Origin of the sequence: Novosphingobium sp. ZN18A2 (assembly GCF_036784765.1) — a bacterium.
Classification (GTDB): Bacteria; Pseudomonadota; Alphaproteobacteria; order Sphingomonadales; family Sphingomonadaceae; genus Novosphingobium.
The window spans coordinates 2,584,461-2,606,204 of sequence record NZ_CP136651.1 but is presented as its reverse complement, the minus strand read 5'-3'; the positions used below and the strand labels follow the sequence as shown (position 1 = coordinate 2,606,204).

Here is a 21,744-nt window from a genome sequence, read left to right as displayed (position 1 = left end):
GGCAGTATCATCGCTACTGGATGCCCCCAGCTAAGGAAGAGTCGTGACAACTTCACCAGTTTGTGGATCGACTGCCAATCTCGGACCTACAGGTACGGCCACAGAGCCACTGCGAGCACCGACATAGGCCGAACCGGCTGGGGCATAGTAGTCTCCAGTTGCAGGGTCGATAGCTCCCCCGGCAGAAGTTCGTCGGCCATTGACGTTTGGTTGCGGTGCGGCGGCGGACTGCGGGTGATCTTCAAGCCATCGCTTCGAAGAACTCTCGTCATTTAGAACTGAGTTGGTGTCGGTAGACGTATCCCCATAATAGCCTTGTGGTGGGTAGGTTTGCGGTAGCGAGCTTACCTGAGGATAGCTCGGTGCGAGAGATGGGGGTAATGTAGGAGGGTAGCCAGCCGTCGGGGGGTAAGAAGAGGAACCCTCGGCTAACGCTAACATTGCGCCCAGAGTTGTGCCCCCACTTCTAGCCATGCTCTGCACAGAATCAAAATAGCTTTTCTCTCTCCCTTGAACATCGTAACAAATACGCGAAATTATTGACATCTCTGCTGGTGTAATTCCTCGTCCATCAGACTTAATCATCGTAATTAAATAATTCATCAGTTCGTCGTTAGTCATCATTATTGCGGTATTACTTGAATCATTGTCTGGTGCATTTACTTGTTCGGTTAGGTCTTGGCTGACCTTAACTTTCTGGGGAGGGGGAGGTCGTCGATCGATTGCGATCAAACCCAAGCCGACTCCGATTGCTAAGCCGGTTCCGGTTAAGATAACACCATGTTTCATAAGGGGCTTCCCCAATTGAGGGTGCTGCGCAAATTATAAACTACATTATATCTAGTCGACCGTGAAGGACGCTGAAGCCTGCAGGAAAGCGAGGGTTTTGGCGGATTGAAAAATTTCCCGAATCATACTTGCGATAGAGATGATGCCCACCCCCCCCACTCTTGAATCCCCCTCGGACCTTCGGCCCGGAAAAAGAATCCCTTTCGGCCTAGGCAGCGTTGCATCAGGTTGTACGGAGTTCATTATGTGCCGCGTTACCGCCTACTACCGTGTGTCGACCGAGGGGCAGGGCCGTTCTGGTCTAGGCCTTGAAGCTCAGCGTCAGTCCGTGCGCAGCCTGTGCGCAAGCCGTGGCTGGGACATTGTTTCCGAGTTCACGGAAGTAGAGAGCGGCAAGCGCGGCGACCGGCCCCAGCTGCAAGCCGCACTGGATCATGCACGGCTGACAGGTGCGAAGCTGGTGGTGGCGAAGCTGGACCGTCTGAGCCGCGATGCAGCCTTCACCCTGAAGCTGCGCAACAGTGGCGTGGACTTCACCTGCGCCGACAATCCCGACGTTAATCGCCTGACCATAGGCCTCCTGGCCGTCATCAACGAGGACGAGCGGGAACGTATCTCGGAGCGGACCAAGGCTGCGCTTGCCGCCGCAAAGGCCCGAGGGCAGCGCCTAGGGAATCCCAACGGTGCCGCCGCGCTCCGCCGTGCGGGCAAGGGGAACGCCGCGTCGGTTGCGGCGATCAAGGGCAACGCGGATGCGTTCGCGGAAGGCCTGCGGGATACCGTGGGGCGCATCAGGGCAGAGGGCACCACGTCGCTCGCTGGGATCGCTTCGGAACTAAACGCTCGCCACATGAAGACCGCTAGGGGCGGCAAGTGGCACGCTTCGTCCGTGCGGAACCTGTTGGCGCGGCTGGCTGCGTAGGTCTGGGCGTTCTTTCTTGCTGCCCTGCTTTTTTCAGAAGGGGATGTCTCCGTCCAAGTCGTCTGCTGCGGGCTTGAGTCCGTCTACCTCGGTGGAGGGCCAGCCGCTGGAAGACGGGATGTCCTCTTCGCTAAGAGGCCAACGCACTTCCTTCGAAACCCGGATACGCTCTGATTGATACTCTGCGATCATGAAGCGGGCTGCAGTTACGTACTCAGGCCACTGACCCGTACGAGTGATCATGTAGCCTTCCTCTCCCCTGTAGGGCACTTTCACGTAAGCAGTGGAAGTAGCCATGAACAGCGCCATGCCGTTGCGCTCAACATCTGCAAGCGCGGTGTTGAGAGCCACGACGGCGTCGAGGCGATCAAGGAGTGAATAGAACGTGAGCGGTGGCGACTTCTCGACATCGCACGGATCGCGGAAGAGCCGCTCCAGCGTCTTAATGAGTGTTCGCAAAGCAGGCATCGTTTCGGCGGTTGGCTCTGCGCTGCACCCAAGAACAACCATAAGGCTGCGCTCCAATGTCGCAATGATCATCTCCCCGCTGTCCACCCTCTTCAGAACCTGGGTTTGCCCTTCGTCAGCTTCAGCGGCCAAGACTTCTTGTTCCTTGACGGGGCCGGGGACAATGAGGCCGGATGGGGGCAAGCCCAAGACAGCTGCGATCTCCGCCAGCGTCTCTGCTTGGATGGGGTGCCCGCTTTCTGCGCGTTGGATCGTGCGGACATTCACACGTGCTTGGCTCGCTAGTGCTTCTTGAGTGAGCGCACGGCGGTCACGTGCTGCCTTCATCTTCTTTGGATCGACGTACATCGAACTGTCTCCTTCGCTGCCGTGAAGGTGGACCGAATCACCCCGACAGCGCCACGTCACGGCCCCGCAACTGGGCCGACAATATCACGACAATGATCCGACACCTATGGATCGGCCCGACAGTTACCCGACAGTTACCCGATAGTTGGCGAAGCCCTGAGACCCGACGTCCTTGTCGATGCACCACCGGACTGCTACACATCTGCCCACATCGGGGGTGAGAAACCCTTGGTTTTCTGCGGTTTTCTGACAGGCTTCGTCAATCCACCCCTGTCCACCACCCACCATCATCGACCGAACGCGAAAGACCGCATCCGGCGTTTGGCCGGTGAACCGGCGTTCCGCGACTCCTGGCGCGCGCGCGCACAAACCTATCACTTGACAAACACCCCTTCCGGTAGGTCCATTCGGGCAAAATTCTATCGGAGAGGTTTCCCATGAAGACGGTCCGCATCGGCGGCGCTTGCGCGTTCTATGGCGACAGCAGCGTTGCTCCTACCCAGTTGATTGCGGCGGGTGTCGACTACCTGATCCTCGACTATCTTGCCGAAGCGACGATGTCGGCGCTGGGCGCGATGAAGCGGCACCGGGCGGACCTGGGCTATGCCGCCGATTTCACCGAATGGGTATGGAAGGACAACCTCGCCGAACTGAAGCGCACCGGCACGAAGATCGTGACCAACGCGGGCGGGGTCAATCCGCGTGCCTGCATGGCGCGGATGGAGGCGATCGCGCGCGAGGCGGGCGTTTCCATGAAGATCGCGATTGTCGAGGGCGACGACCTGATTGACCGGCTGGACGAGATCGACGGGCAGGCCGAGCTGTTCACCGGCGCGCCGTTCCCGCCGCACGACAAGGTGATGACGGCCAATGCCTATCTCGGCGCCGGCCCCATCGCGCGCGCGCTGGCGATGGGTGCGGACGTGGTGATCACTGGCCGCTGTGTCGATTCGGCACTGACGCTGGGCATTCTGGTGCACGAGTTCGGCTGGGGTGAGCACGAGCATGACAAACTGGCGCAGGGGTCGCTGGCCGGCCACGTGATCGAATGCGGCGCGCAGGCGACCGGCGGGTTGTTCACCGACTGGGAAGACGTGCCGGACTGGGCGCACATCGGCTATCCGATTATCGAATGCCATGCCGATGGCGGCTTTATCGTCACCAAGCCCGAAGGGTCGGGCGGACTGGTGAGCGAAGCGGTCGTGGCGGAGCAGATCCTGTACGAGATCGACGATCCGCAGGCCTATCGCCTGCCGGATGTGGTTTGCGATTTCACCACCACGCGCGTGGAACAGGTTGGCCCGCACCGCGTGAAGGTGACGGGCACGCGCGGCTATGCGCCGACCGGCCGATACAAGGTCTGCGTGACGTGGGCCGACGGCTTCCGGATCATGGCGTTCATGGCCGTGGTCGGTCGCGACGCGGCGAAGAAGGCGCAGGCGCAGGCCGACGCCACGGTGACGCGCGTGGAAGAGATGCTGCGCGGCCGCAACATCGGTCCCTATCGCGCCAAACGCATCGAAGTGATCGGTGCGGAAGCAAGCTATGGCGCCAATTCACGTGCGCAGAACGTGCGCGAAGTGATCTACAAGATCGGGCTGGAGCATGAAGACGAAGCCGCCTTCGCGCCTTTCCTGCGTGAATTCGATTCGCCCACCACGTCGATGTCTGTGGGAACGGCGGGCTGGTTCGGCGCGCGTCCGCAAGTGACGCCGGTCTATCGCGTCTTTTCCGCCACTATCCCCGTGGACGACGTGCCGGTGACGGTTACGCTGGGCGATGAAAGCGACACCCGCACTTATGTGAGCGCAGGCGGCCGGTTCGATCCCGCCGCGGTCGTGGCGCCGGCAGCCGGGGAAACGGCGGATGCGGGCAAGGCAGACGCCGAAGTGCCGCTGATCCGCCTTGCCTGGGCGCGCAGCGGCGACAAGGGCGATGCGTTCAACGTGGGGGTGATCGCGCGGCGGCCCGAGTTCATGCCGTGGATCCGTGCCGCGCTGGGCGAAGAGGCGGTGCTGCGCTATTTCGCGCACGAATTCGAAGGCGGGGCGAACCCGGTGGTGGTGCGCTATGAACTGCCGGGGCTGGGCGCGCTGAACCTCCATTGCAAGGATGCGCTGGGCGGCGGGCAGTTCTCAAGCCTGCGGCTGGACCCGCTGGCCAAGGGCAAGGCGCAGCAGTTGCTGGACTTGCCGGTAAAGGTGCCTGCCAACCTCGTCGAAGCGTGACGGGCGCCGGTCGAAGCCTGTTGTTTGCGCGTCGGGAGCGGCTTGTTAGATCGCCCGCGCGGCTATAGACGCTGGCCATGTCTATCACTCCCGTGATTTCGGCCACAGGGCTGTTCACCCCGCCGGAATCGATTTCGAACGAAGAGCTGGTCGCAAGCTTCAACGCCTACGCGGAAGCGTTCAACGCAGCGAATGCAGATGCCATCGCGCGCGGCGAGGTGACTGCGTTGATGCCAAGCTCGGCCGAATTCATCGAGAAGGCGAGCGGGATCAAGGCGCGCCACGTGATGAGCAAGGCCCCGATCCTAGACCCCGCGATCATGGCTCCACGCTGGTCCGAACGCCCGAACGAGGAAATCTCGGTGCTGGCAGAGATCGGCGTGGCCGCCGCGCGCGACGCGCTGGCGCGCGCCGGGCGTGACGCTGCCGACGTGGATGCGGTGCTGTGCGCCGCTTCCAACATGGAACGCCCCTATCCGGCGATGGCGATAGAAATTCAGGACGCGCTGGGGATCGACGGCTTCGCCTTCGACATGAACGTTGCGTGTTCTTCCGCCACGTTCGGAATCCAGACCGCGGCGGATTTTGTGCGATCAGGCAATGCGCGCTCCGTTCTGGTCGTCAGTCCCGAGATCTGTTCGGGTCATCTCAACTGGCGCGACCGCGACAGCCACTTCATTTTCGGCGACGTGGCAACAGCCGTGCTGGTCGAAGCGGTGGACATGGCCCCGACGGTTCATTGGGAAATTCTGGGAACCCGACTCAAGACCGTGTTTTCCAACAATATCCGCAACAACTTCGGCTTCCTGAACCGGGCGCATCCGGAAACGCGGGACGCGGCGGACAAGCTTTTCGTCCAGGAAGGGCGTAAGGTGTTCAAGGAAGTCGTTCCGATGGTCGCCAGGCTGATCGTCGAACAGGCGGAAAAACTGGGGATAGACCCGGCGACACTAAGGCGCATGTGGCTGCATCAGGCCAATGCCGGAATGAACCGCCTTATCGCCCAGCGCGTTCTGGGCCATGAGGCAAGCGAGGATGAGAGCCCCACTGTGCTCGATACATATGGAAATACCTCGAGCGCAGGCTCGATCATCGCGTTCCACCGCAACAACGAAGACATGGCGGGCGGCGATACCGGCCTGATCTGCTCGTTCGGCGCGGGTTATTCGGTCGGCACGGTCTTCGTGCGGAAGGTGGCCTGAACCATGGCCGGAGAAATCCTCGACAATCGCGGCAGCGGCAGCGCCGGCTGGAGCTGGCCAGCGATCCACCCCGAAGGGCGCAAGTTCGCGCTGATATCGGCGGTGGTCTGCGTGGTGACCGCATTCTTCGCATGGGAAACGATCGCCTGGCCGATGGCCGGGCTGACCATCGGCATCCTGGCCTTCTTCCGCGATCCCCGCCGCGTTACCCCGCGTGACGATCGGGCCATCGTTTCCCCGGCCGACGGGATGATCACCCTGATCCAGAAAGTCCCGCCCCCGCGTGAGCTTTCGGCCGAGGACGGCAGCGGAACGAAAGTGATGGGGACAGAGCCGGTCACGCGCGTTTCGATTTTTATGTCGGTGTTCGATGTCCACATCAACCGCGCGCCGGTGGGCGGCACGATCCGGCGGGTGGTCTATATCCCCGGCAAGTTCGTGAACGCCGATCTCGACAAGGCGAGCGAAGAGAACGAACGCCAGCATATCCTGGTCGAACGCGGTGACGGGGTGATGATCGGCTTCACCCAGATCGCCGGCCTTGTGGCGCGGCGCATCGTGCCCTTCGTGAAACCTGGTGACATCGTGGCGGCGGGGCAGCGTGTCGGCCTGATCCGCTTTGGTAGCCGCGTGGACGTGTACTTGCCCGAAGGGACGGAGCCACGCGTGCTGATGGGTCAGAAGGTCGTGGCGGGTGAGACCGTGCTGGCAGAGATCGGCCAGGCGCCGATGATAGAGGGCTTCAGCCAGTGAGCGACGCGGCGCGTCGCGGCGATCCACCCATCGACGAGATGGAGGATCTGGACGAGTACGACGATCGTGCGCGCCTGCCGCGCGGGCTCACGCTGCGGGCGCTTGCGCCCAACGCGGTAACCTCTGCCGCCTTGTGCGCGGGGCTGACGGGTATCCGCTTCGGCATCCTTGGCGATTGGGAACGCGCGGTACTGGCGGTGATCCTGGCGGGAATGCTCGACGGGATAGACGGTCGCGTGGCGCGGCTGATGAAGGCCGAATCGCGCTTTGGTGCAGAGCTGGACAGCCTTTCGGATTCGATATCGTTCGGCGTGGCGCCCGCGTTGATCCTGTTCCTGTGGTCGTTGCAGGACTTGCCCAAGCTCGGCTGGCTGGCCGCTCTGGCCTTTGCCGTTGCCTGTGCGCTGCGCCTTGCGCGCTTCAACGCGCGGATCGACATGAAGGACCAGCCGCACAAGTCCGCCGGGTTCCTTACCGGCGTACCCGCGCCGCTGGGGGCCGGGCTCGCCTTCCTGCCGCTCTACCTGTGGATCGCGAGCGGCAACCCGGTGTTCCGCGAACCCGTGCTGGTGGCGGTCTGGGTGGTGGCGATGGCCTTCCTGATGATTTCCAACATGGCGACGCTAAGCTGGGCTTCGCTGCGGCCACGCAAGAGCCTGCGGCTGGAAGTGCTGGCGCTGGTGGGCCTGGTGATCGCTGCTCTGCTGACCGAACCGTGGATGACGCTGGTGGTGATTTGCGCGGTCTATCTGGGGCTGATGCCCTATGGCCTTGTGCGTTACGCCAGGGTCAGGCGGCAGCGCGTTGCGGCGCGCCGGGAAGAGCCGGGGCAGGACGCCGCGTAACCCCGCCGCGTGCGGGCTGGCGGCTGCGGGGCAGGGCCTGAACGACATCGCCCGCGGCCGGGTAGTCCCACCAACTGACAACGAAGTCGCGCTTGTCCGTCATCGTGCGGGACAGCCGGACCAGTTCGATCGCCTTCGCGCCGTGACTGCGGAACGTGGCGACGATGGAAAGCACCGCGAACGCGGCGGATATCGTGAAAACAAGCGAAATGGCGATGGCGAGCATGACCTTGTGTCCTTCCTGCCTCCCGCCCGTCCGCGACCCTTGGGGCTTGTGGACGACCTGTGGATAACGCATCATCCACCTGCGGGTTCCGATCCGTGTGACTACTGATTCGCGTTGTTCACGTTTTGTTCCATGCCGTCAAGCGGTTTTCGCGCGCGGCTGGCTACGCTTTTCGCGATTTGAGGCTGGATTCGCGCGCCCGCTTGCGCTAAGGGGCCGCCGCCGACTGGTCCGGCGGGCGATCCGCGCCCATCGCGATCCGCAAGGCAAATCCACATGGGAAGCGCCCATACCGGTGCCGCAGCGGGCGATCCGCACGGTTCCAGCTTCCCAGAGGCATTAACCGGAAAGGAATTATCCTATGGCGGCTCCCACCGTCACGCTTCAGCAACTTATCGAGGCCGGTGCCCACTTCGGCCACCAGACCCACCGCTGGAATCCGCGCATGAAGCCGTACATCTTCGGCGCGCGCAACGGCATCCACATTCTTGACCTGTCGCAGACCGTGCCCCTGATGGGCCGCGCGCTCGATTTCATTTCGGCCACTGTCCAGGCAGGCGGCAAGGTGCTGATGGTCGGCACCAAGCGCCAGGCCCAGCAGCCCATCGCCGACGCGGCGCGCGCTTCGGGCCAGCACTTCGTCAACCACCGCTGGCTGGGCGGCATGCTCACCAACTGGAAGACGATCAGCCAGTCGATCAAGCGCATGAAGGCGCTGGACGAGCAGCTTTCGGGTGACACCGCGGGGCTTACCAAGAAGGAAGTCCTCCAGCTCACGCGCGAACGCGACAAGCTGGAACTGTCGCTGGGCGGCATCCGCGACATGGGCGGCATTCCCGACGTGATGTTCGTGATCGACGCCAACAAGGAAGAACTGGCGATCAAGGAAGCCAACACGCTGGGTATCCCGGTCGTGGCGATCCTCGATTCGAACGTCTCGCCCGATGGCATCGCGTTCCCGATCCCGGCGAACGACGACGCCAGCCGCGCGATCCGTCTCTATTGCGAAACCGTTGCTGCCGCCGCCACCAAGGGCGGGCGCGATGCCGCCGCAGATGCGGGCGTCGACATGGGCGCGATGGAAGAGCCGGTGGCCGAGGAAGCGACGGCCGAGGCGTGATGGCACGCGGGTGACCGGGGGCGCCGGCGCGGATTTGCGCCGCGCGGCTCTCGCGTTCCCGCCGATCACGGCCCGACTGTCATGACACTGACTCGGACACGCAATACGGGCCGCGGCGCAAGTGCTGCCGCGGCCGCACCGTTCAAACGAACTCAAGAGGACATGAGCGATGGCTTACACCGCCGCTGACGTGAAGAACCTGCGCGAGCGCACTGGCGCCGGCATGATGGATTGCAAGAAGGCGCTCGACGAAGCGAACGGCGACTTCGAGGCCGCGGTCGACGCGCTGCGGGCCAAGGGCCTTGCCGCCGCCGCCAAGAAATCGAGCCGCACCGCGGCCGAGGGCCTGGTCGGCGTTGCCGTCGAAGGCACCCGGGGCGTGGCTGTCGAGGTCAACTCTGAAACCGACTTCGTCGCCAAGAACGACCAGTTCCAGGATTTCGTGCGCAAGGCCACCGGCGTTGCGCTGGGCCTTTCCGCCGACGATGTGGATGCGCTGAAGAACGCCGCCTATCCCGACGGCGGCACCGTTGCCGAAAAGCTGACCAACAACGTCGCCACTATCGGCGAAAACCAGCAGATCCGCCGCATGAAGTCCGTTTCGGTTTCGAACGGCGTTGTCGTGCCCTATATGCACAACGCCGCCGCGCCGAACCTGGGCAAGATCGGCGTGCTCGTCGCGCTGGAATCGGAAGCCCCGACCGACGTTCTGGAATCGCTGGGCAAGCAGTTGGCGATGCACATCGCCGCCGCCTTCCCGCTGGCGCTCAATGCCGATGACCTCGACGCCGAACTGATCGAGCGCGAGCGCAAGATCGCGGCTGAAAAGGCAGCGGAGAGCGGCAAGCCCGAAGCCGTGCAGGCCAAGATGGTCGAAGGCGCGGTGGCAAAGTATGCCAAGGAAAACGCGCTGCTGAGCCAGGTCTTCGTGATGGACAACAAGACGCCGATCCAGCAGGTCGTCGATGCGGCGGGCAAGGAAGCCGGCAGCAAGATCGTGCTGAAGGACTATGTCCGCTTCCAGCTCGGCGAAGGCATCGAGAAGGAAGAGAGCGACTTCGCCGCCGAAGTCGCCGCGGCCGCCGGCGTCAAGTAAGCCGCACAGCCGTTTGAAAAGCGCGTCCTCGCCGGCTGGCGGGGGCGCGCTTTTCGCATCGGGGCGCTCCACCCTTGGCAGCACCCCCCATGCGGCTATAAGGGCCGCCCAACGCCCAGCATCCGTCGATCAGGAAACCATGAGCCAGCCGAAATACAAGCGCGTCCTGCTGAAGCTTTCGGGCGAAGTGCTGATGGGAAGCCAGCAGTTCGGGATCGATCCCGAATTCGTGGCGGAACTGGCCGGCGAAGTGAAGGCGGCGCACGATACCGGGCTGGAAATCTGCCTGGTTATCGGCGGCGGCAATATCTTCCGGGGCATGGCGGGCGCGGCCAAGGGCATGGATCGCGCGCAGGCTGATTACATGGGCATGCTCGCCACCGTGATGAACGCGCTGGCGATGCAGAACGCGCTTGAGCAACTGGGCGTGAAGACGCGCGTCCAGTCTGCCGTGCAGATGGATCAGGTGTGCGAACCGGTGATCCGCCGCCGGGCGGAGCGGCATCTGGAAAAAGGCCGCGTGGTCATTTTCGCGGCTGGCGTGGGCAGTCCCTATTTCACCACCGATTCCGGTGCCGCGCTGCGCGCCGCCGAAATGAAGTGCGACGCGCTGCTGAAAGGCACCAGTGTTGACGGGGTCTATGACAGCGATCCCAAGACGAACGCCCAGGCAAAGCGTTACGATACAGTCGATTACGACACCGTCCTTGCCCGGAACCTGAAGGTGATGGACGCAAGCGCGGTGGCGCTCTGCCGCGACAACGACATACCGATCGTGGTGTTCTCCATCCGCGAGAAGGGCAACCTTGCCCGCGTTCTTGACGGAGAGGGCACGCAGACGATCGTGCAGAAGGGAGCCTGAACATGGCCAAGTACGACAAGGCCGATCTCGAGCGCCGGATGAAGGGTGCGGTCGAATCGCTGAAGCATGACCTTTCGGGCCTGCGGACGGGCCGCGCGAATACCGCGCTGCTCGATCCCGTGACGGTTGAGGTTTACGGCAGCCAGATGCCGCTGAACCAGATTGCGACCGTTTCGACGCCCGAGCCGAGGTTGATTTCGGTCCAGGTGTGGGACAAGTCGAACATCGGGCCGGTCGAAAAGGCGATCCGTTCAGCGGGGCTTGGGCTCAACCCGATCAACGACGGCAACGTTCTGCGCCTTCCGATTCCCGACCTGACCGAGGAACGTCGCAAGGAGCTGGCCAAACTTGCCGGCCAGTATGCCGAAAAGGCGCGCATCGCGATCCGCAACGTGCGCCGCGACGGCATGGAAGCGTTGAAGGCCGACGAGAACAAGAAGGAAATCTCGGAGGACGAGCGCAAGCGCTCCGAAACCGATGTCCAGAAGCTGACCGATGACATGATCGCGCTGGCCGACGAGGCTGCCGCGCACAAGGAAAAGGAAATCCTCGGCAAGTGACCCTTCGGCAAGCTCAGGATGAGCGGGCGAAGGAGCTCGGCGGCGGAGGAAGGGCAATGCCCCGCCACGTCGCGATCATCATGGACGGCAACGGCCGCTGGGCGAAGCGGCGGATGATGCCGCGAGCGGTGGGGCACAAGCGCGGCGTCGAAGCCGTTCGAGAGGTTACGCGCGCCGTGCGTGACATGGGGCTGGGCGCGCTGACGCTCTATGCCTTTTCCAGCGAGAACTGGAAGCGCCCGGCGGACGAGGTTGCCGACCTGATGGGGCTGCTGCGCAATTTCATCCGCAGCGACATCGAGGAATTTGTCGCCAATAACGTGCGCCTGCGGATTATTGGTGACTATCAGGTGCTTGCCCCGGATATCGTGGACCTGATCGACGATGCGCTGGAGCGGACGGCGCGCAACACCGGCACCCAGCTGGCCATCGCGCTGAACTATGGCTCGCAGCAGGAAATCGCGCGCGCAGCCGCAAAAGCCGCCGCCGCCGGGGACGTGACGCCGGAGAGCATAGAGGCGCACCTCGATACCCACGGAATGCCCCCGTTGGATCTGCTGGTGCGCACATCGGGGGAAGAGCGCCTGTCCAACTTCCTGCTGTGGCAGGCGGCCTATGCCGAGTTGTGGTTCACCGATGTGCTTTGGCCCGATTTCACCCCGGCGCATCTGAAAGAGGCGATCGACGCTTTCGGCCGGCGCGAGAGGCGCTATGGCGGACGCTGACCATCCTGTGGCGCAAGCGGTCCCTGCGAAGAAAAGCGACCTGATGGTGCGCGTGGCTTCGGCTGTGGTGATGCTGGCGATTGCCGGAACCGCCATATGGCTGGGCGGCAACTGGCTGGACCTGTTCATCTTCGCGGTGGGCTTCGGCGTGTTCGTCGAGTTCGTGATGCTTGCGAAGAAGGCGAGCCAGGATATTGCGCAACTTGGAAGTTTTGCCATCGGCGGCGCATTCTACATCGGCTGGGGCACGCTTGCCCTGGTGGTCGTGCCGGTGCCGTTGCTGATCGGTATCCTGGGGGTGGTGATCTGCACCGATACAGGCGCCTATTTCACCGGACGCGCGCTGGGCGGGCCGAAGATCGCGCCGAAGATCAGCCCGTCGAAAACATGGTCGGGCCTCTTGGGCGGAATGGCGGCGGCGGGCATCTGGACATGCATTGCCGTGCTGTACGGTTCGTACCTGCTGTCCGCAGAGAGCGCGACGGGCGCGAGCCTGCTTCTGGCGGTAGAAAACGCCAATATCGCTGCCGCCGCCATCGCAGGCGCGCTGCTGGCGGTTGCGGCGCAGGCGGGCGATTTTTTCGAATCCTGGCTGAAGCGGCGGGCAGGCGCCAAGGATTCCTCCCGGCTCATTCCGGGACACGGCGGATTGTTCGACCGGGTTGACGGACTGCTCCCGGTGGCCATCATCGTGGGAACGGCCTGGGCGGCCGGACAAGTTTGATGGCAGAGCCAAGTCTGATGGCACAGCAACGCACCCTTTCCCTGCTTGGCGCAACCGGATCGATCGGCGCATCGACGCTCGATCTCGTGCGGCGCAACCGCGAAGCGTTCCGCGTGGTGGCGCTGACTGCCAATTGCCAGGCAAAGGAACTGGCCGCGCTGGCCCGTGAGTTCGAAGCGCAGGTCGCTGTCGTCGCCGACGAAAGCTGCCTGCCGGACTTGCGCGAAGCGCTGGCGGGAACGGGCATAGAGGCGGCAGGCGGCGCACAGGCGCTGGTAGAGGCGGCATCGCGCCCGGCGGATATCGTGGTTGCGGCAATCGTCGGCTGTGCGGGGCTGGCGCCTACGATGGCCGCCATTGAGCAGGGCCGGGTGGTCGCACTCGCCAACAAGGAAGCGCTGGTTTCCGCGGGCGACGTGATGACGGCGGCGGTCCGCGCGCATGGCACCACGCTGCTGCCGGTCGATTCGGAACACAACGCGATTTTCCAGTGCCTGGCCGGCAACGACCCCGCCCACGTCCGCGCGATCACGCTGACGGCCAGCGGAGGCCCGTTCCGCGACTGGCCGGCGGACCGGCTGGCCCACGCGACGCCTGCCGAAGCGGTGAAGCATCCCAACTGGTCGATGGGCGCAAAGATCAGCGTCGATTCGGCCACGATGATGAACAAGGGGCTGGAATTCATCGAAGCGTTCCACCTGTTCCCGGTGGGCGTGGAACGGCTGCGCATCATCGTCCATCCGCAGTCCATCGTGCATTCGATGGTGGAATACCGCGACGGTTCCACGCTGGCGCAGCTTGGCCCGTCGGATATGCGCGTGCCGATCGCCTCCGCGCTCGCCTGGCCCGAGCGGATGGACACGCCATGTACCCCGCTTGACCTAGCCGCGATTGGCGAACTTACTTTCCGCGCGCCGGACGAAGTGCGCTTTCCCGCAACGCGCGTCGCGCGTGAAGCGGTCGTCCACGGCGGTGCCGCTCCGGCCACGCTCAACGCCGTGAACGAAGTGGCCGTCGCCGCGTTCCTTGCCGGTCAGATCGCGTTCACACGCATTGTCGCATATGCGGAAGACATTCTTTCCCGCCGCCTGCCGCCCGCACCCGCCTCTCTGGACGAGGTGATTGCGGTCGACCGGGATGCGCGGGCGATGGCACGTGAAGCAATGGAGCCTGCCCACTGATGGATACCCCGCGCAGATGACTGGCCAGGTCATGCAAAGTCCCGGCATCCTGATGACCGTGCTGGCCTTCGCGCTGGTGCTGGGGCCGCTGGTATTCCTTCACGAACTTGGCCACTACCTTGTCGGCCGCTGGTTCGGCGTGAAGGCGGAAGGCTTCTCTATCGGCTTCGGCAAGGAGATTGCCGGCTGGACCGACAAGCGCGGCACACGCTGGAAGCTCTCGATGATTCCCCTGGGCGGCTATGTCCAGTTCGCGGGCGACATGAATCCGGCCAGCCAGCCCGATGCGGCGTGGCTTTCGCTCCCCGCGGAAGAGCGGGAGCGCACGTTCCCGGCAAAGCCGCTGTGGCAACGGGCGCTGATCGTTGCGGCGGGGCCGGTCACCAACTTTCTTGTCGCGATCCTGATCCTGGCGAGTTTCAACACGTTTTACGGGCGCGTCGTCGCCTCGCCGGTGATCGGCGAGGTGCAGGCCGGATCGGTGGCCGACAAGGCGGGCCTGCGCGTGGGCGACCGCATCGTGGAACTGCGCGGCGAGAAGATTCGCGATTTCATGCAGGTGCGCATGGAAGTGGGCCAGCATCCGGGCGAGCCGCTGGGCATCGTCGTCCTGCGCGACGGGAGCCGCGTTAGCGTTCCCGCGACGGCCGGGACCAAGATCGATACCGACCAGTTCGGCAACAAGCAGAAGATCGGGTTCCTGGGCATCGGCACGGCCAGTGCAGAAATGGTGCGCGTCGGCCCGGTGGAGGCGGTTGGCGATGCCATCGGCCAGACGCGCGACATCGTTTCCATGATGGTCACCGGGATCGCGCAGATCGTTACCGGCAAGCGCGAGGTGCGCGAGCTGGGCGGGCCGATCAAGATCGCCAAGTTCTCTGGCGAACAGCTTGCCCTCGGCTGGCAGAATTTCGCGTGGTTCGCGGCCATGATCTCGATTAACTTGGGGTTCATCAACCTCTTGCCAATTCCAGTCCTCGACGGCGGTCACCTGATGTTTTATGCGGCTGAGGCAGTTCGCAGAAAGCCGGTGAGCGAGCGCGGGCAGGAGTGGGCATTCCGCACCGGCTTCGCTTTCGTTGTTGCGTTGATGCTTTTTGTCACGGTCAACGACGTGGCTTCGCTGAAGCTGTTTGGAGGGTAGAAGGGTTCGTTCCGGCGTCGGGGGCCGGGTTTTCCACCAAAAGCGGGGCGATGAAGCACCTGTGCGGCATGGCTGCTTGATTGGCACCGCTGCATCGGGCACAGGGCGGCGATTGTTTGCCGCGGCGTTGCCTGGCCTCTCAGAGGCAGCGATGGCCGCACCAATAGACGGGATGGCGCTAGAACATGAATGGACGTAACCCCGGCCGGACCTCGCCTTTCGAATTCGGCGTACCCCTGGCCGTCGTTCTGGTCGCGACCAGTTGCCTTGCCGGCGTTCCCGAAGTGGCTTTCGCGCAAGATGCGCCCGCGCCGGCACCGGACAGCACGCCCGCTGCCACAACGGCTCCCGACCAGGCCCAGACCCCGGCCGCCGTTGCTGCCCCGGCGCAACCGCAACCGGTAACGATCAAGTCGATCACCGTGCAGGGTGCCCAGCGGCTCGAACCGGAGACGATCAAGTCCTACATCAAGATGCGCGTGGGCGACGTCTATTCCGAGGAACTGGCCGACCAGGCGCTGAAAGACCTGTTCGCGACAGAGCTGTTCGCCGACGTCCAGATCAACAACGATGCCGGTAACGTCGTTATCCAGGTCAAGGAAAACCCGGTCGTCAACCGGATCATCCTTGAAGGCAACAAGCGGATCAAGAACGACAAGATCCTGCCCGAAATCAAGCTGGCGCCGCGCCAGATCTTCACGCGTTCCAAGGTGCGCGCCGACGTTGCCCGCATCATCGAACTTTACAAACGGCAGGGCCGTTTCGCCGCTTCGGTCGAGCCGCAGATGGTCAAGCTGGACCAGAACCGCGTCGACATCATCTTCGAGATCCACGAAGGGCCGAAGTCCAAGGTCCGCCAGATCAACATCATCGGCAACCACCAGTTTTCCGACGGGGAACTGCGCGGCCAGATGGTGACCAAGCAGGCCCGTTGGTTCCGCCTGTTCAGTTCGGGCACCAGCTACGATCCTGACCGGCTTGCCTTCGACCAGCAGAAGCTGCGCCAGTTCTACCTGACCAACGGCTATGCCGATTTCCGCGTGGTTTCCGCCGTGGCGGAGCTTACGCCGGACAAGAAGGACTTCATCATCACGTACGTGGTGGAGGAAGGGAAGCGCTACAAGTTCGGCGATATCAAGGTCGATAGCCAGCTGCGCGATTTCGACGGCGACCGCCTTGCCAAGTCTCTGCCGATCCACACCGGCGACTGGTACAATGCCAAGGCCGTGGAGGACGAGGTCGACCGGCTGACAGAGGCGGCCGGTGCGCTGGGTTATGCCTTTGCAGACGTGCGTCCCGATTTCAGCCGCAACAAGGACGACCTGACGATGGGCGTGACCTTCCGCATTGCGGAAGCGCCGCGTACCTATGTCGAGCGCGTGGACGTGAACGGCAATACGCTGACGCAGGACAAGGTCGTGCGCCGCGAATTCCGCCTGGCGGAAGGCGACGCGTTCAATTCGTTCCTGGTCAAGCGCACCACTAGCCGCATCAACTCGCTCGGCTATTTCCAGGACAAGTTCGAGGTCCAGCAGAAGCAGGGCAGCGCGCCCGACCGCATCGTTCTGGAAGCCAATGTCGAGGAAAAGCCGACCGGCCAGTTGCAGCTTTCCGCCGGGTATTCGAGCCTTGAAAATTTCATTTTCCAGGCCTCGGTCCAGCAGAACAACTTCCGCGGGCGCGGCCAGACGATCGGCCTCAGCGGCGACATCTCGAGCTACTCCAAGAGCGTTCAGGCCAGCTTTACCGAACCTTACCTGTTCGACCGCAACATCTCGCTGGGTGTCGATATCTATCGGCGCGATCTGAACAGCTTCAATTATTACAATTCCAACCGCAACACGACGTACAAGCAGTCAACCACCGGCATCTCGTTCCGCGTCGGCGTGCCGCTTACCGAATATATGTCGTTGATCGGCAGCTACACGTTCAACATCGACGACGTGACGCTGGCCAAGGGCACCTATTACCTGCCCGACGCAAACGGCGACCTGCAATGTTCCACCCTGCTTGCCGGCCGTTACCTGTGCGATGCGATCGGTCACCGCACAAGCTCGATCGTCGGTGCATCGCTGGTGTACAATACGCTGGACAATCGTATCCACCCCACGCGCGGCTGGAACATCGTCGGTTCGGTCAACGTCGCGGGGCTTGGCGGCTCGGTGCGCTACGCCCGCATCACCGGGAACGTGAACCGCTATTTCAACCTCGGCAAGGGCTTCATCTTCTCGCTGCGCGGTGAAGGCGGGGCAATCAAGGGGCTGGGGCAGGACGTGCGCCTGACCGACCGCTTCTTCCTTGGCGAACCGCAGATGCGCGGTTTCGACATTCGCGGCGTTGGCCCGCGTGTGCTGCGCAAGCCCTTGCTGGACGACGGCAACGGCAACCTGCTCCCCACCACCGACCGGAAGACATGGACCGACGATGCGCTGGGCGGCAAGTATTACTACCTTGGCCACGCGGAACTGGAGATTCCGCTGGGCTCCGGCGCCAAGGATCTTGGCCTGCGTCCGTCGATCTTCATCGATGCCGGTGCAGTCTGGGGCGCCAACAAGCCGGTGTTGGATGGCAATACCGGAACGACCACGCTTTACAGCCAGACATATAACGGCGTGACATCGGTAACGACCAGCGCGACTGCTCCCGACGGGAGCGACAATACGATCTACACGCAGATACCTCCGTTCCAGGAATATTACTTAGGCGATACGCCGAAGCCGCGCGTATCGGTCGGTATTGGCGTCAACTGGAACTCGCCCTTCGGGCCGTTCCGCATCAACTTTGCCAAGACGCTCCTGAAGGAGCCGGGGGACGACCCCAAGACATTCACTTTCAACGTAGGAACCCAGTTCTGATGAAAACCAAGACTTTCGCATTCGCACTCGCCCTTGCGTCCGCCAGTGCCATCGGCCTGGCCCAGCCGGCCACCGCCCAGGCGGTGAAGGGCATCGCTGTCGCCAATCCGCAGGCCATCGTGGCCGCGTCAAACGCCTTCAAGACCGCGCAGCAGCAGCGCCCGGTCACATACAAGGCGCAGATCGACCAGGCCAAGGCGCGCCGCGACCAGATCCAGGCGCAGCTGAAGCCGCTCTACGAAAAGCTTGAAGCCGATTCGAAGAAGCCCAATGCCGATCAGGCCGCGCTGCAGAAGCAGGCGGTGCAGATCCGCCAGATCGAACAATCGGGCCAGGCCGAGATCAACAAGATCCTTGAGCCACTGCAGCTTTCGCAGCAGTACGTCCTCGAACAGATCGGCGACAAGCTGGACCAGGCCACACAGCAGGCCATGGACAAGCAGAAGGTGACGCTGGTCCTCGACGCGCAGAGCGTGGTCAAGGCCGACCAGACCTATAACCTGAACCAGGCGATCCTGACCGAGCTGAACGCCCTGATCCCGTCGGCGCAGTTGGTGCCGCCGGCCGGCTGGATGCCGCGCGCCGAGCGTGAGCAGCAGGCCGCCCAGCAGGCTGCGCAGCAGCAGCAGCAGGGCAACACCCAGGCGCCTTCGGGCCGCTGAGAGGCCGGACGCCGTGAGTGAAGAGGCAAACGGGGAAGGGGGCGCCGACGCGGCGCCCCTGTCCTTCGACGTTACGAAGGTGATGGCGGCGCTGCCGCACCGCTATCCCTTGCTGCTGGTGGATCGTGTTGTCGCGCTGGTCCCCGACCAGTCGATCCACGCGGTCAAGGCCGTGACGATGAACGAACAGTTCTTCCAGGGGCATTTCCCCGGCCGCCCGATCATGCCCGGCGTCTTGCAGATAGAGGCGCTGGCGCAGGCCGCAGGCGTGCTTGCGGTTGAATCGCTGGGCCTGTCGGGCAGCGGAAAGCTCGTCTATTTCATGGCGATAGAAGAAGCGAAGTTCCGCACGCCGGTCGAGCCGGGTTGCCTGCTCGACCTGCACGTGGAGTTCGTTCAGAAGCGGTCGAAAGTCTGCAAGTTCGCCGGCAAGGCGATGCTGGGCGACAAGATCGCATCGGAAGCGAACTTTACCGCCATGATTGCGTAAGAATTTCCGCCAGTCTGGCTTACCTGTTACCAAGCGGAAGTGCAGGTCTGGCGGGCGGCGAGGCATCCGCCCCGCCTTCGGCACCGGCCCTCTCCCCCACCCGGCCTCCCTGTCAGGATAATGCCTTGGGTGGCCGGGTGGGGGAGAGGGCCGGTGCCGCTCCGACAGACCGAGCGTTCCTTTCGCGACGGGGTTGCCAGACTGCCGGAAAACCACTAATGGCCCCCCTTTCCCGAGATTCCATGGGGCCGGTCGGAACCGGCCCGACCAACGGAGCTTAACGCCATGAAGGCCGATACCCATCCCGATTACCACATGATCAAGGTGCAGATGACCGACGGCACCGTGTTCGAAACCCGCTCCACGTGGGGCAAGGAAGGCGACACGCTGAATCTTGAGATCGATCCCACCACCCACCCGGCATGGACCGGCGGCAGGGCGCAGATTCAGGACGGCGGCCGCGTGGCCCAGTTCAACAAGCGCTTCGGCGGGCTTACGCTCAAGAAGTAAGCTTTCGCACTTGTGCGGAAAACGCGAACAGAGGGCGGCCCCGCAGGGTCGCCCTTTTCGCTTTTCGCGCTGTTGAGGATTGCAACGATGTCCCGTGAAGCTGCCGAAGCCGCCATCGCCGCGCTTGTCCCCGCGTTTTACGAACGCGTGCAGGCGGATGACCTGATCGGCCCGGTCTTCGCGCATGCGGTGGAAGACTGGGATCGCCATCATGTCCGGCTGATCGATTTCTGGTCTTCGGTGATGATGGGAACCGGCCGCTTCAAGGGCAGTCCGATGGGCGCGCATTTCCGGCACAAGGACCGGATCAGGCCCGAAATGTTCGATCGCTGGCTGGCGCTGTGGGAAGAGGTGACGAACGAAATGCTTCCGCCTGCCGCCGCGCGAGAGATGCAGGCCAAGGCCCGCACGATGGGCGAAAGCTTCAAGGCCGGGCTGTTCTTCCGCGCGGAAGACATCGCGCCGCGCGGCGCATCGCTATAAGATCAGCGAAATCGAATTTCCGAAATTGTGCATGACAACCGGAAGCAGCACGCTTCCGGTTCGCAGGCGAAGCCAGACTGCGATGAATGACGGAAGCGCGGTAAGCGCCATGGTCATGGCATCGAACGTGAATTGCCCGCCGGAATAGCTGAATGCGTGGGCAAGGCCGAACATCGCGCACGAAAGCACCGCGCCCCAGCCCCAGTCGACGCCAAGCAGCCGCACACGTCCGGTAAAGGCGCGGTCCAGCGCGAACAACAGGATGCCGCGATAGAACGGCTCTTCCTCGAATCCGGGCATCGTAAGCTGGAAGGCCACCGTTTCGTGCGATGCCGGGCCGCTGGGGAAGGCGAAGGCAATCGCAATGAAGAACGCGCAATAAAGCAACAGGACCGGGATGCTGGCGGCAAGGCTGCCCCTCGCCTGGCGCAGGGTAATGCCGCAGCGACGCCAGCCGAACGCCGGCATTGCCGCGATGGCCAGCGTCGCCAGCAGCGCGCAGACCTTGCCCTGCCAGTTCCATTCGGCAGCGGGGAAAAGGCGCGGCGCAAGGCCATAGGCTTGCGTCAGCATGGCATCGTTGATCGAGACGAGCGCGGCGCCGACCATAAGCCATCGCCACGAAACCTGTCCGCGCGAAAAAACGCCAATGATCGCCCCGGTCGCGATCAGGATCGCCAGCACGCCAAGCAGGCCGATTATTCCGTTCATAGTGCGTAAGCCTCCCCGCCCGGCGATGGGGTGCTATCACATGGTGTATTGTGCGCGCAATACAGCGGGGGTCAGCCCCAGGGCCGTTCCCTGTACCACTTGGTGATCACGTATTTTTCGCCCTTTCGCACCTTCATCGCGTGGTGGAGCGTGGCGGGGTTGCAGGTTCCGTCCGGCCGGCGGTTGTTCCAGCACACGAGCTTTCCGCGCTCAGGCTGGATGGTCTTTCCCACCACCTTGAAGCGCGTGGCGCCGCCCGCTTCCACGTCGTTCAGATAGATCATGCAGGTCCATGTCCGCTGTCCCGCCACCGCGCAATATTGCCGGTATCCTTCACCCGACGGTTCGAAATAATCGGTATGTGCCTTGAACTCCTGCCCCGGATCGTAGTGCTGGCCCTGCACCGGTTCTCCATGCGCGGCGGCAATCCCGGTCAAGGCGTGGAGCTTGGCCTCCAACACGGCGATGGCGGGTTCGCTTGCGGAAAGATCGCAGGTTTCGCTGGTGCGGAAATAGTTGTCGCCGTTTTCATCCGCGATGGTGGACGGGCGGCGATCCCGGTCTATCAGCGCGCGCAAGGCGTCGCATTCCTCGTCTGTCAGGAATCCGCGCAGCACGAACATCTCCAGCTTCGGGCTGGGCACGCGCTGGATGCCGGGCGCGGTAAGCAGGCGTTCGGTCGAAGTGTCACCGGGCGGCAGGGATATGGTGTTGTTCAATTCACGATCCTTCCGCCGTTCGTCCTGACCTTGCCGAAGGTTGTCGTGCAAGCCCCTTCGACAGGCACGGGACGAACGGATGTTGGCAAAGCCGGTTTCCATAGCGTCACACTTGGCCAAC

22 protein-coding genes are annotated in these 21,744 nt (G+C 63.2%); 18 read left to right on the top strand and 4 right to left on the bottom strand.

What is annotated here, in order from left to right; translation table 11 throughout:
* Positions 1 to 1,033: 1,033 nt before the first annotated feature.
* A complete protein-coding gene (locus RXV95_RS12465) occupies positions 1,034 to 1,711 on the top strand; it encodes a recombinase family protein (protein ID WP_338466365.1) in 678 nt (225 codons plus the stop codon).
* A gap of 33 nt (positions 1,712 to 1,744) precedes the next feature.
* On the opposite strand, the gene RXV95_RS12460 is transcribed toward RXV95_RS12465, so the two are convergent.
* Positions 1,745 to 2,527: a helix-turn-helix domain-containing protein gene (locus RXV95_RS12460; RefSeq protein ID WP_338466364.1), complete on the bottom strand. Its 783-nt coding sequence runs from the start codon at positions 2,525 to 2,527 to the stop codon at positions 1,745 to 1,747.
* Positions 2,528 to 2,964: 437 nt separating this feature from the next.
* Here RXV95_RS12460 and RXV95_RS12455 point away from each other — a divergent pair, with 437 nt between their 5' ends.
* From RXV95_RS12455 to RXV95_RS12440, 4 genes are all read left to right on the top strand, one after another.
* Positions 2,965 to 4,755 carry an acyclic terpene utilization AtuA family protein gene (locus tag RXV95_RS12455; RefSeq protein WP_338466363.1) on the top strand — a complete coding sequence of 597 codons (1,791 nt, stop codon included), beginning with the start codon at positions 2,965 to 2,967 and terminating at the stop codon, positions 4,753 to 4,755.
* A gap of 77 nt (positions 4,756 to 4,832) precedes the next feature.
* On the top strand, positions 4,833 to 5,957 hold the full coding sequence (locus RXV95_RS12450) for a beta-ketoacyl-ACP synthase III (protein ID WP_338466362.1): 1,125 nt from the start codon (positions 4,833 to 4,835) through the stop codon (positions 5,955 to 5,957).
* A gap of 3 nt (positions 5,958 to 5,960) precedes the next feature.
* A complete protein-coding gene (locus tag RXV95_RS12445; RefSeq protein ID WP_338466361.1) occupies positions 5,961 to 6,710 on the top strand; it encodes a phosphatidylserine decarboxylase in 750 nt (249 codons plus the stop codon).
* A 38-nt stretch (positions 6,711 to 6,748) separates the two neighbouring features.
* Positions 6,749 to 7,555 carry a phosphatidylcholine/phosphatidylserine synthase gene (locus RXV95_RS12440; protein ID WP_338468560.1) on the top strand — a complete coding sequence of 269 codons (807 nt, stop codon included), beginning with the start codon at positions 6,749 to 6,751 and terminating at the stop codon, positions 7,553 to 7,555.
* On the opposite strand, the gene RXV95_RS12435 is transcribed toward RXV95_RS12440, so the two are convergent.
* Positions 7,500 to 7,781 (bottom strand): hypothetical protein, encoded by a 282-nt coding sequence (locus tag RXV95_RS12435; protein ID WP_338466360.1) that lies wholly within the window; start codon positions 7,779 to 7,781, stop codon positions 7,500 to 7,502. The genes RXV95_RS12440 and RXV95_RS12435 overlap by 56 nt on opposite strands.
* A gap of 361 nt (positions 7,782 to 8,142) precedes the next feature.
* On the opposite strand from RXV95_RS12435, the gene rpsB reads away from it, so the two are divergent.
* From rpsB to RXV95_RS12370, 13 genes are all read left to right on the top strand, one after another.
* Positions 8,143 to 8,901 (top strand): 30S ribosomal protein S2, encoded by a 759-nt coding sequence (gene rpsB, locus RXV95_RS12430; protein ID WP_338466359.1) that lies wholly within the window; start codon positions 8,143 to 8,145, stop codon positions 8,899 to 8,901.
* Between the two features lie 169 nt (positions 8,902 to 9,070).
* The gene (gene tsf, locus RXV95_RS12425; RefSeq protein ID WP_338466358.1) at positions 9,071 to 9,997 is read left to right on the top strand and encodes a translation elongation factor Ts; all 927 of its coding nucleotides are present in this window, start codon (positions 9,071 to 9,073) and stop codon (positions 9,995 to 9,997) included.
* A 139-nt stretch (positions 9,998 to 10,136) separates the two neighbouring features.
* A complete protein-coding gene (gene pyrH, locus RXV95_RS12420) occupies positions 10,137 to 10,859 on the top strand; it encodes a UMP kinase (RefSeq protein WP_338466357.1) in 723 nt (240 codons plus the stop codon).
* Between the two features lie 2 nt (positions 10,860 to 10,861).
* Positions 10,862 to 11,419: a ribosome recycling factor gene (gene frr / locus RXV95_RS12415; RefSeq protein ID WP_338466356.1), complete on the top strand. Its 558-nt coding sequence runs from the start codon at positions 10,862 to 10,864 to the stop codon at positions 11,417 to 11,419.
* Between the two features lie 56 nt (positions 11,420 to 11,475).
* Positions 11,476 to 12,144, top strand: a complete 669-nt coding sequence (gene uppS / locus RXV95_RS12410) for a polyprenyl diphosphate synthase (RefSeq protein WP_338466355.1) — start codon at positions 11,476 to 11,478, stop codon at positions 12,142 to 12,144.
* Positions 12,131 to 12,868, top strand: a complete 738-nt coding sequence (locus RXV95_RS12405) for a phosphatidate cytidylyltransferase (RefSeq protein ID WP_338466354.1) — start codon at positions 12,131 to 12,133, stop codon at positions 12,866 to 12,868. Before uppS ends, RXV95_RS12405 begins: the two co-directional genes overlap by 14 nt.
* 17 nt (positions 12,869 to 12,885) lie before the next feature.
* Complete coding sequence (locus RXV95_RS12400) at positions 12,886 to 14,049, top strand: 1-deoxy-D-xylulose-5-phosphate reductoisomerase (protein ID WP_338466353.1); 1,164 nt, start codon at positions 12,886 to 12,888, stop codon at positions 14,047 to 14,049.
* A 16-nt stretch (positions 14,050 to 14,065) separates the two neighbouring features.
* Positions 14,066 to 15,193, top strand: coding sequence for an RIP metalloprotease RseP (gene rseP, locus RXV95_RS12395; protein ID WP_338466352.1), 1,128 nt, complete (start codon positions 14,066 to 14,068; stop codon positions 15,191 to 15,193).
* 185 nt (positions 15,194 to 15,378) lie between these two features.
* Positions 15,379 to 18,048 carry an outer membrane protein assembly factor BamA gene (bamA, locus tag RXV95_RS12390; RefSeq protein WP_338466351.1) on the top strand — a complete coding sequence of 890 codons (2,670 nt, stop codon included), beginning with the start codon at positions 15,379 to 15,381 and terminating at the stop codon, positions 18,046 to 18,048.
* Positions 18,048 to 18,710 (top strand): OmpH family outer membrane protein, encoded by a 663-nt coding sequence (locus RXV95_RS12385; protein WP_338466350.1) that lies wholly within the window; start codon positions 18,048 to 18,050, stop codon positions 18,708 to 18,710. Before bamA ends, RXV95_RS12385 begins: the two co-directional genes overlap by 1 nt.
* Before the next feature lie 13 nt (positions 18,711 to 18,723).
* The gene (gene fabZ, locus RXV95_RS12380) at positions 18,724 to 19,200 is read left to right on the top strand and encodes a 3-hydroxyacyl-ACP dehydratase FabZ (RefSeq protein WP_338466349.1); all 477 of its coding nucleotides are present in this window, start codon (positions 18,724 to 18,726) and stop codon (positions 19,198 to 19,200) included.
* Between the two features lie 285 nt (positions 19,201 to 19,485).
* Positions 19,486 to 19,710: a 50S ribosomal protein L31 gene (gene rpmE, locus RXV95_RS12375; RefSeq protein WP_338466348.1), complete on the top strand. Its 225-nt coding sequence runs from the start codon at positions 19,486 to 19,488 to the stop codon at positions 19,708 to 19,710.
* 87 nt (positions 19,711 to 19,797) lie between these two features.
* Entirely contained in the window at positions 19,798 to 20,193 is a 396-nt protein-coding gene (locus tag RXV95_RS12370; protein ID WP_338466347.1) for a group III truncated hemoglobin, read from the top strand.
* Here the strand turns inward: RXV95_RS12370 and RXV95_RS12365 are convergent.
* A complete protein-coding gene (locus RXV95_RS12365) occupies positions 20,188 to 20,904 on the bottom strand; it encodes a CPBP family intramembrane glutamic endopeptidase (RefSeq protein WP_338466346.1) in 717 nt (238 codons plus the stop codon). The two genes, RXV95_RS12370 and RXV95_RS12365, sit on opposite strands and share 6 nt — an antisense overlap.
* A 71-nt stretch (positions 20,905 to 20,975) precedes the next feature.
* On the bottom strand, positions 20,976 to 21,623 hold the full coding sequence (locus RXV95_RS12360) for a 2OG-Fe(II) oxygenase (RefSeq protein ID WP_338466345.1): 648 nt from the start codon (positions 21,621 to 21,623) through the stop codon (positions 20,976 to 20,978).
* Positions 21,624 to 21,744: the final 121 nt, after the last annotated feature.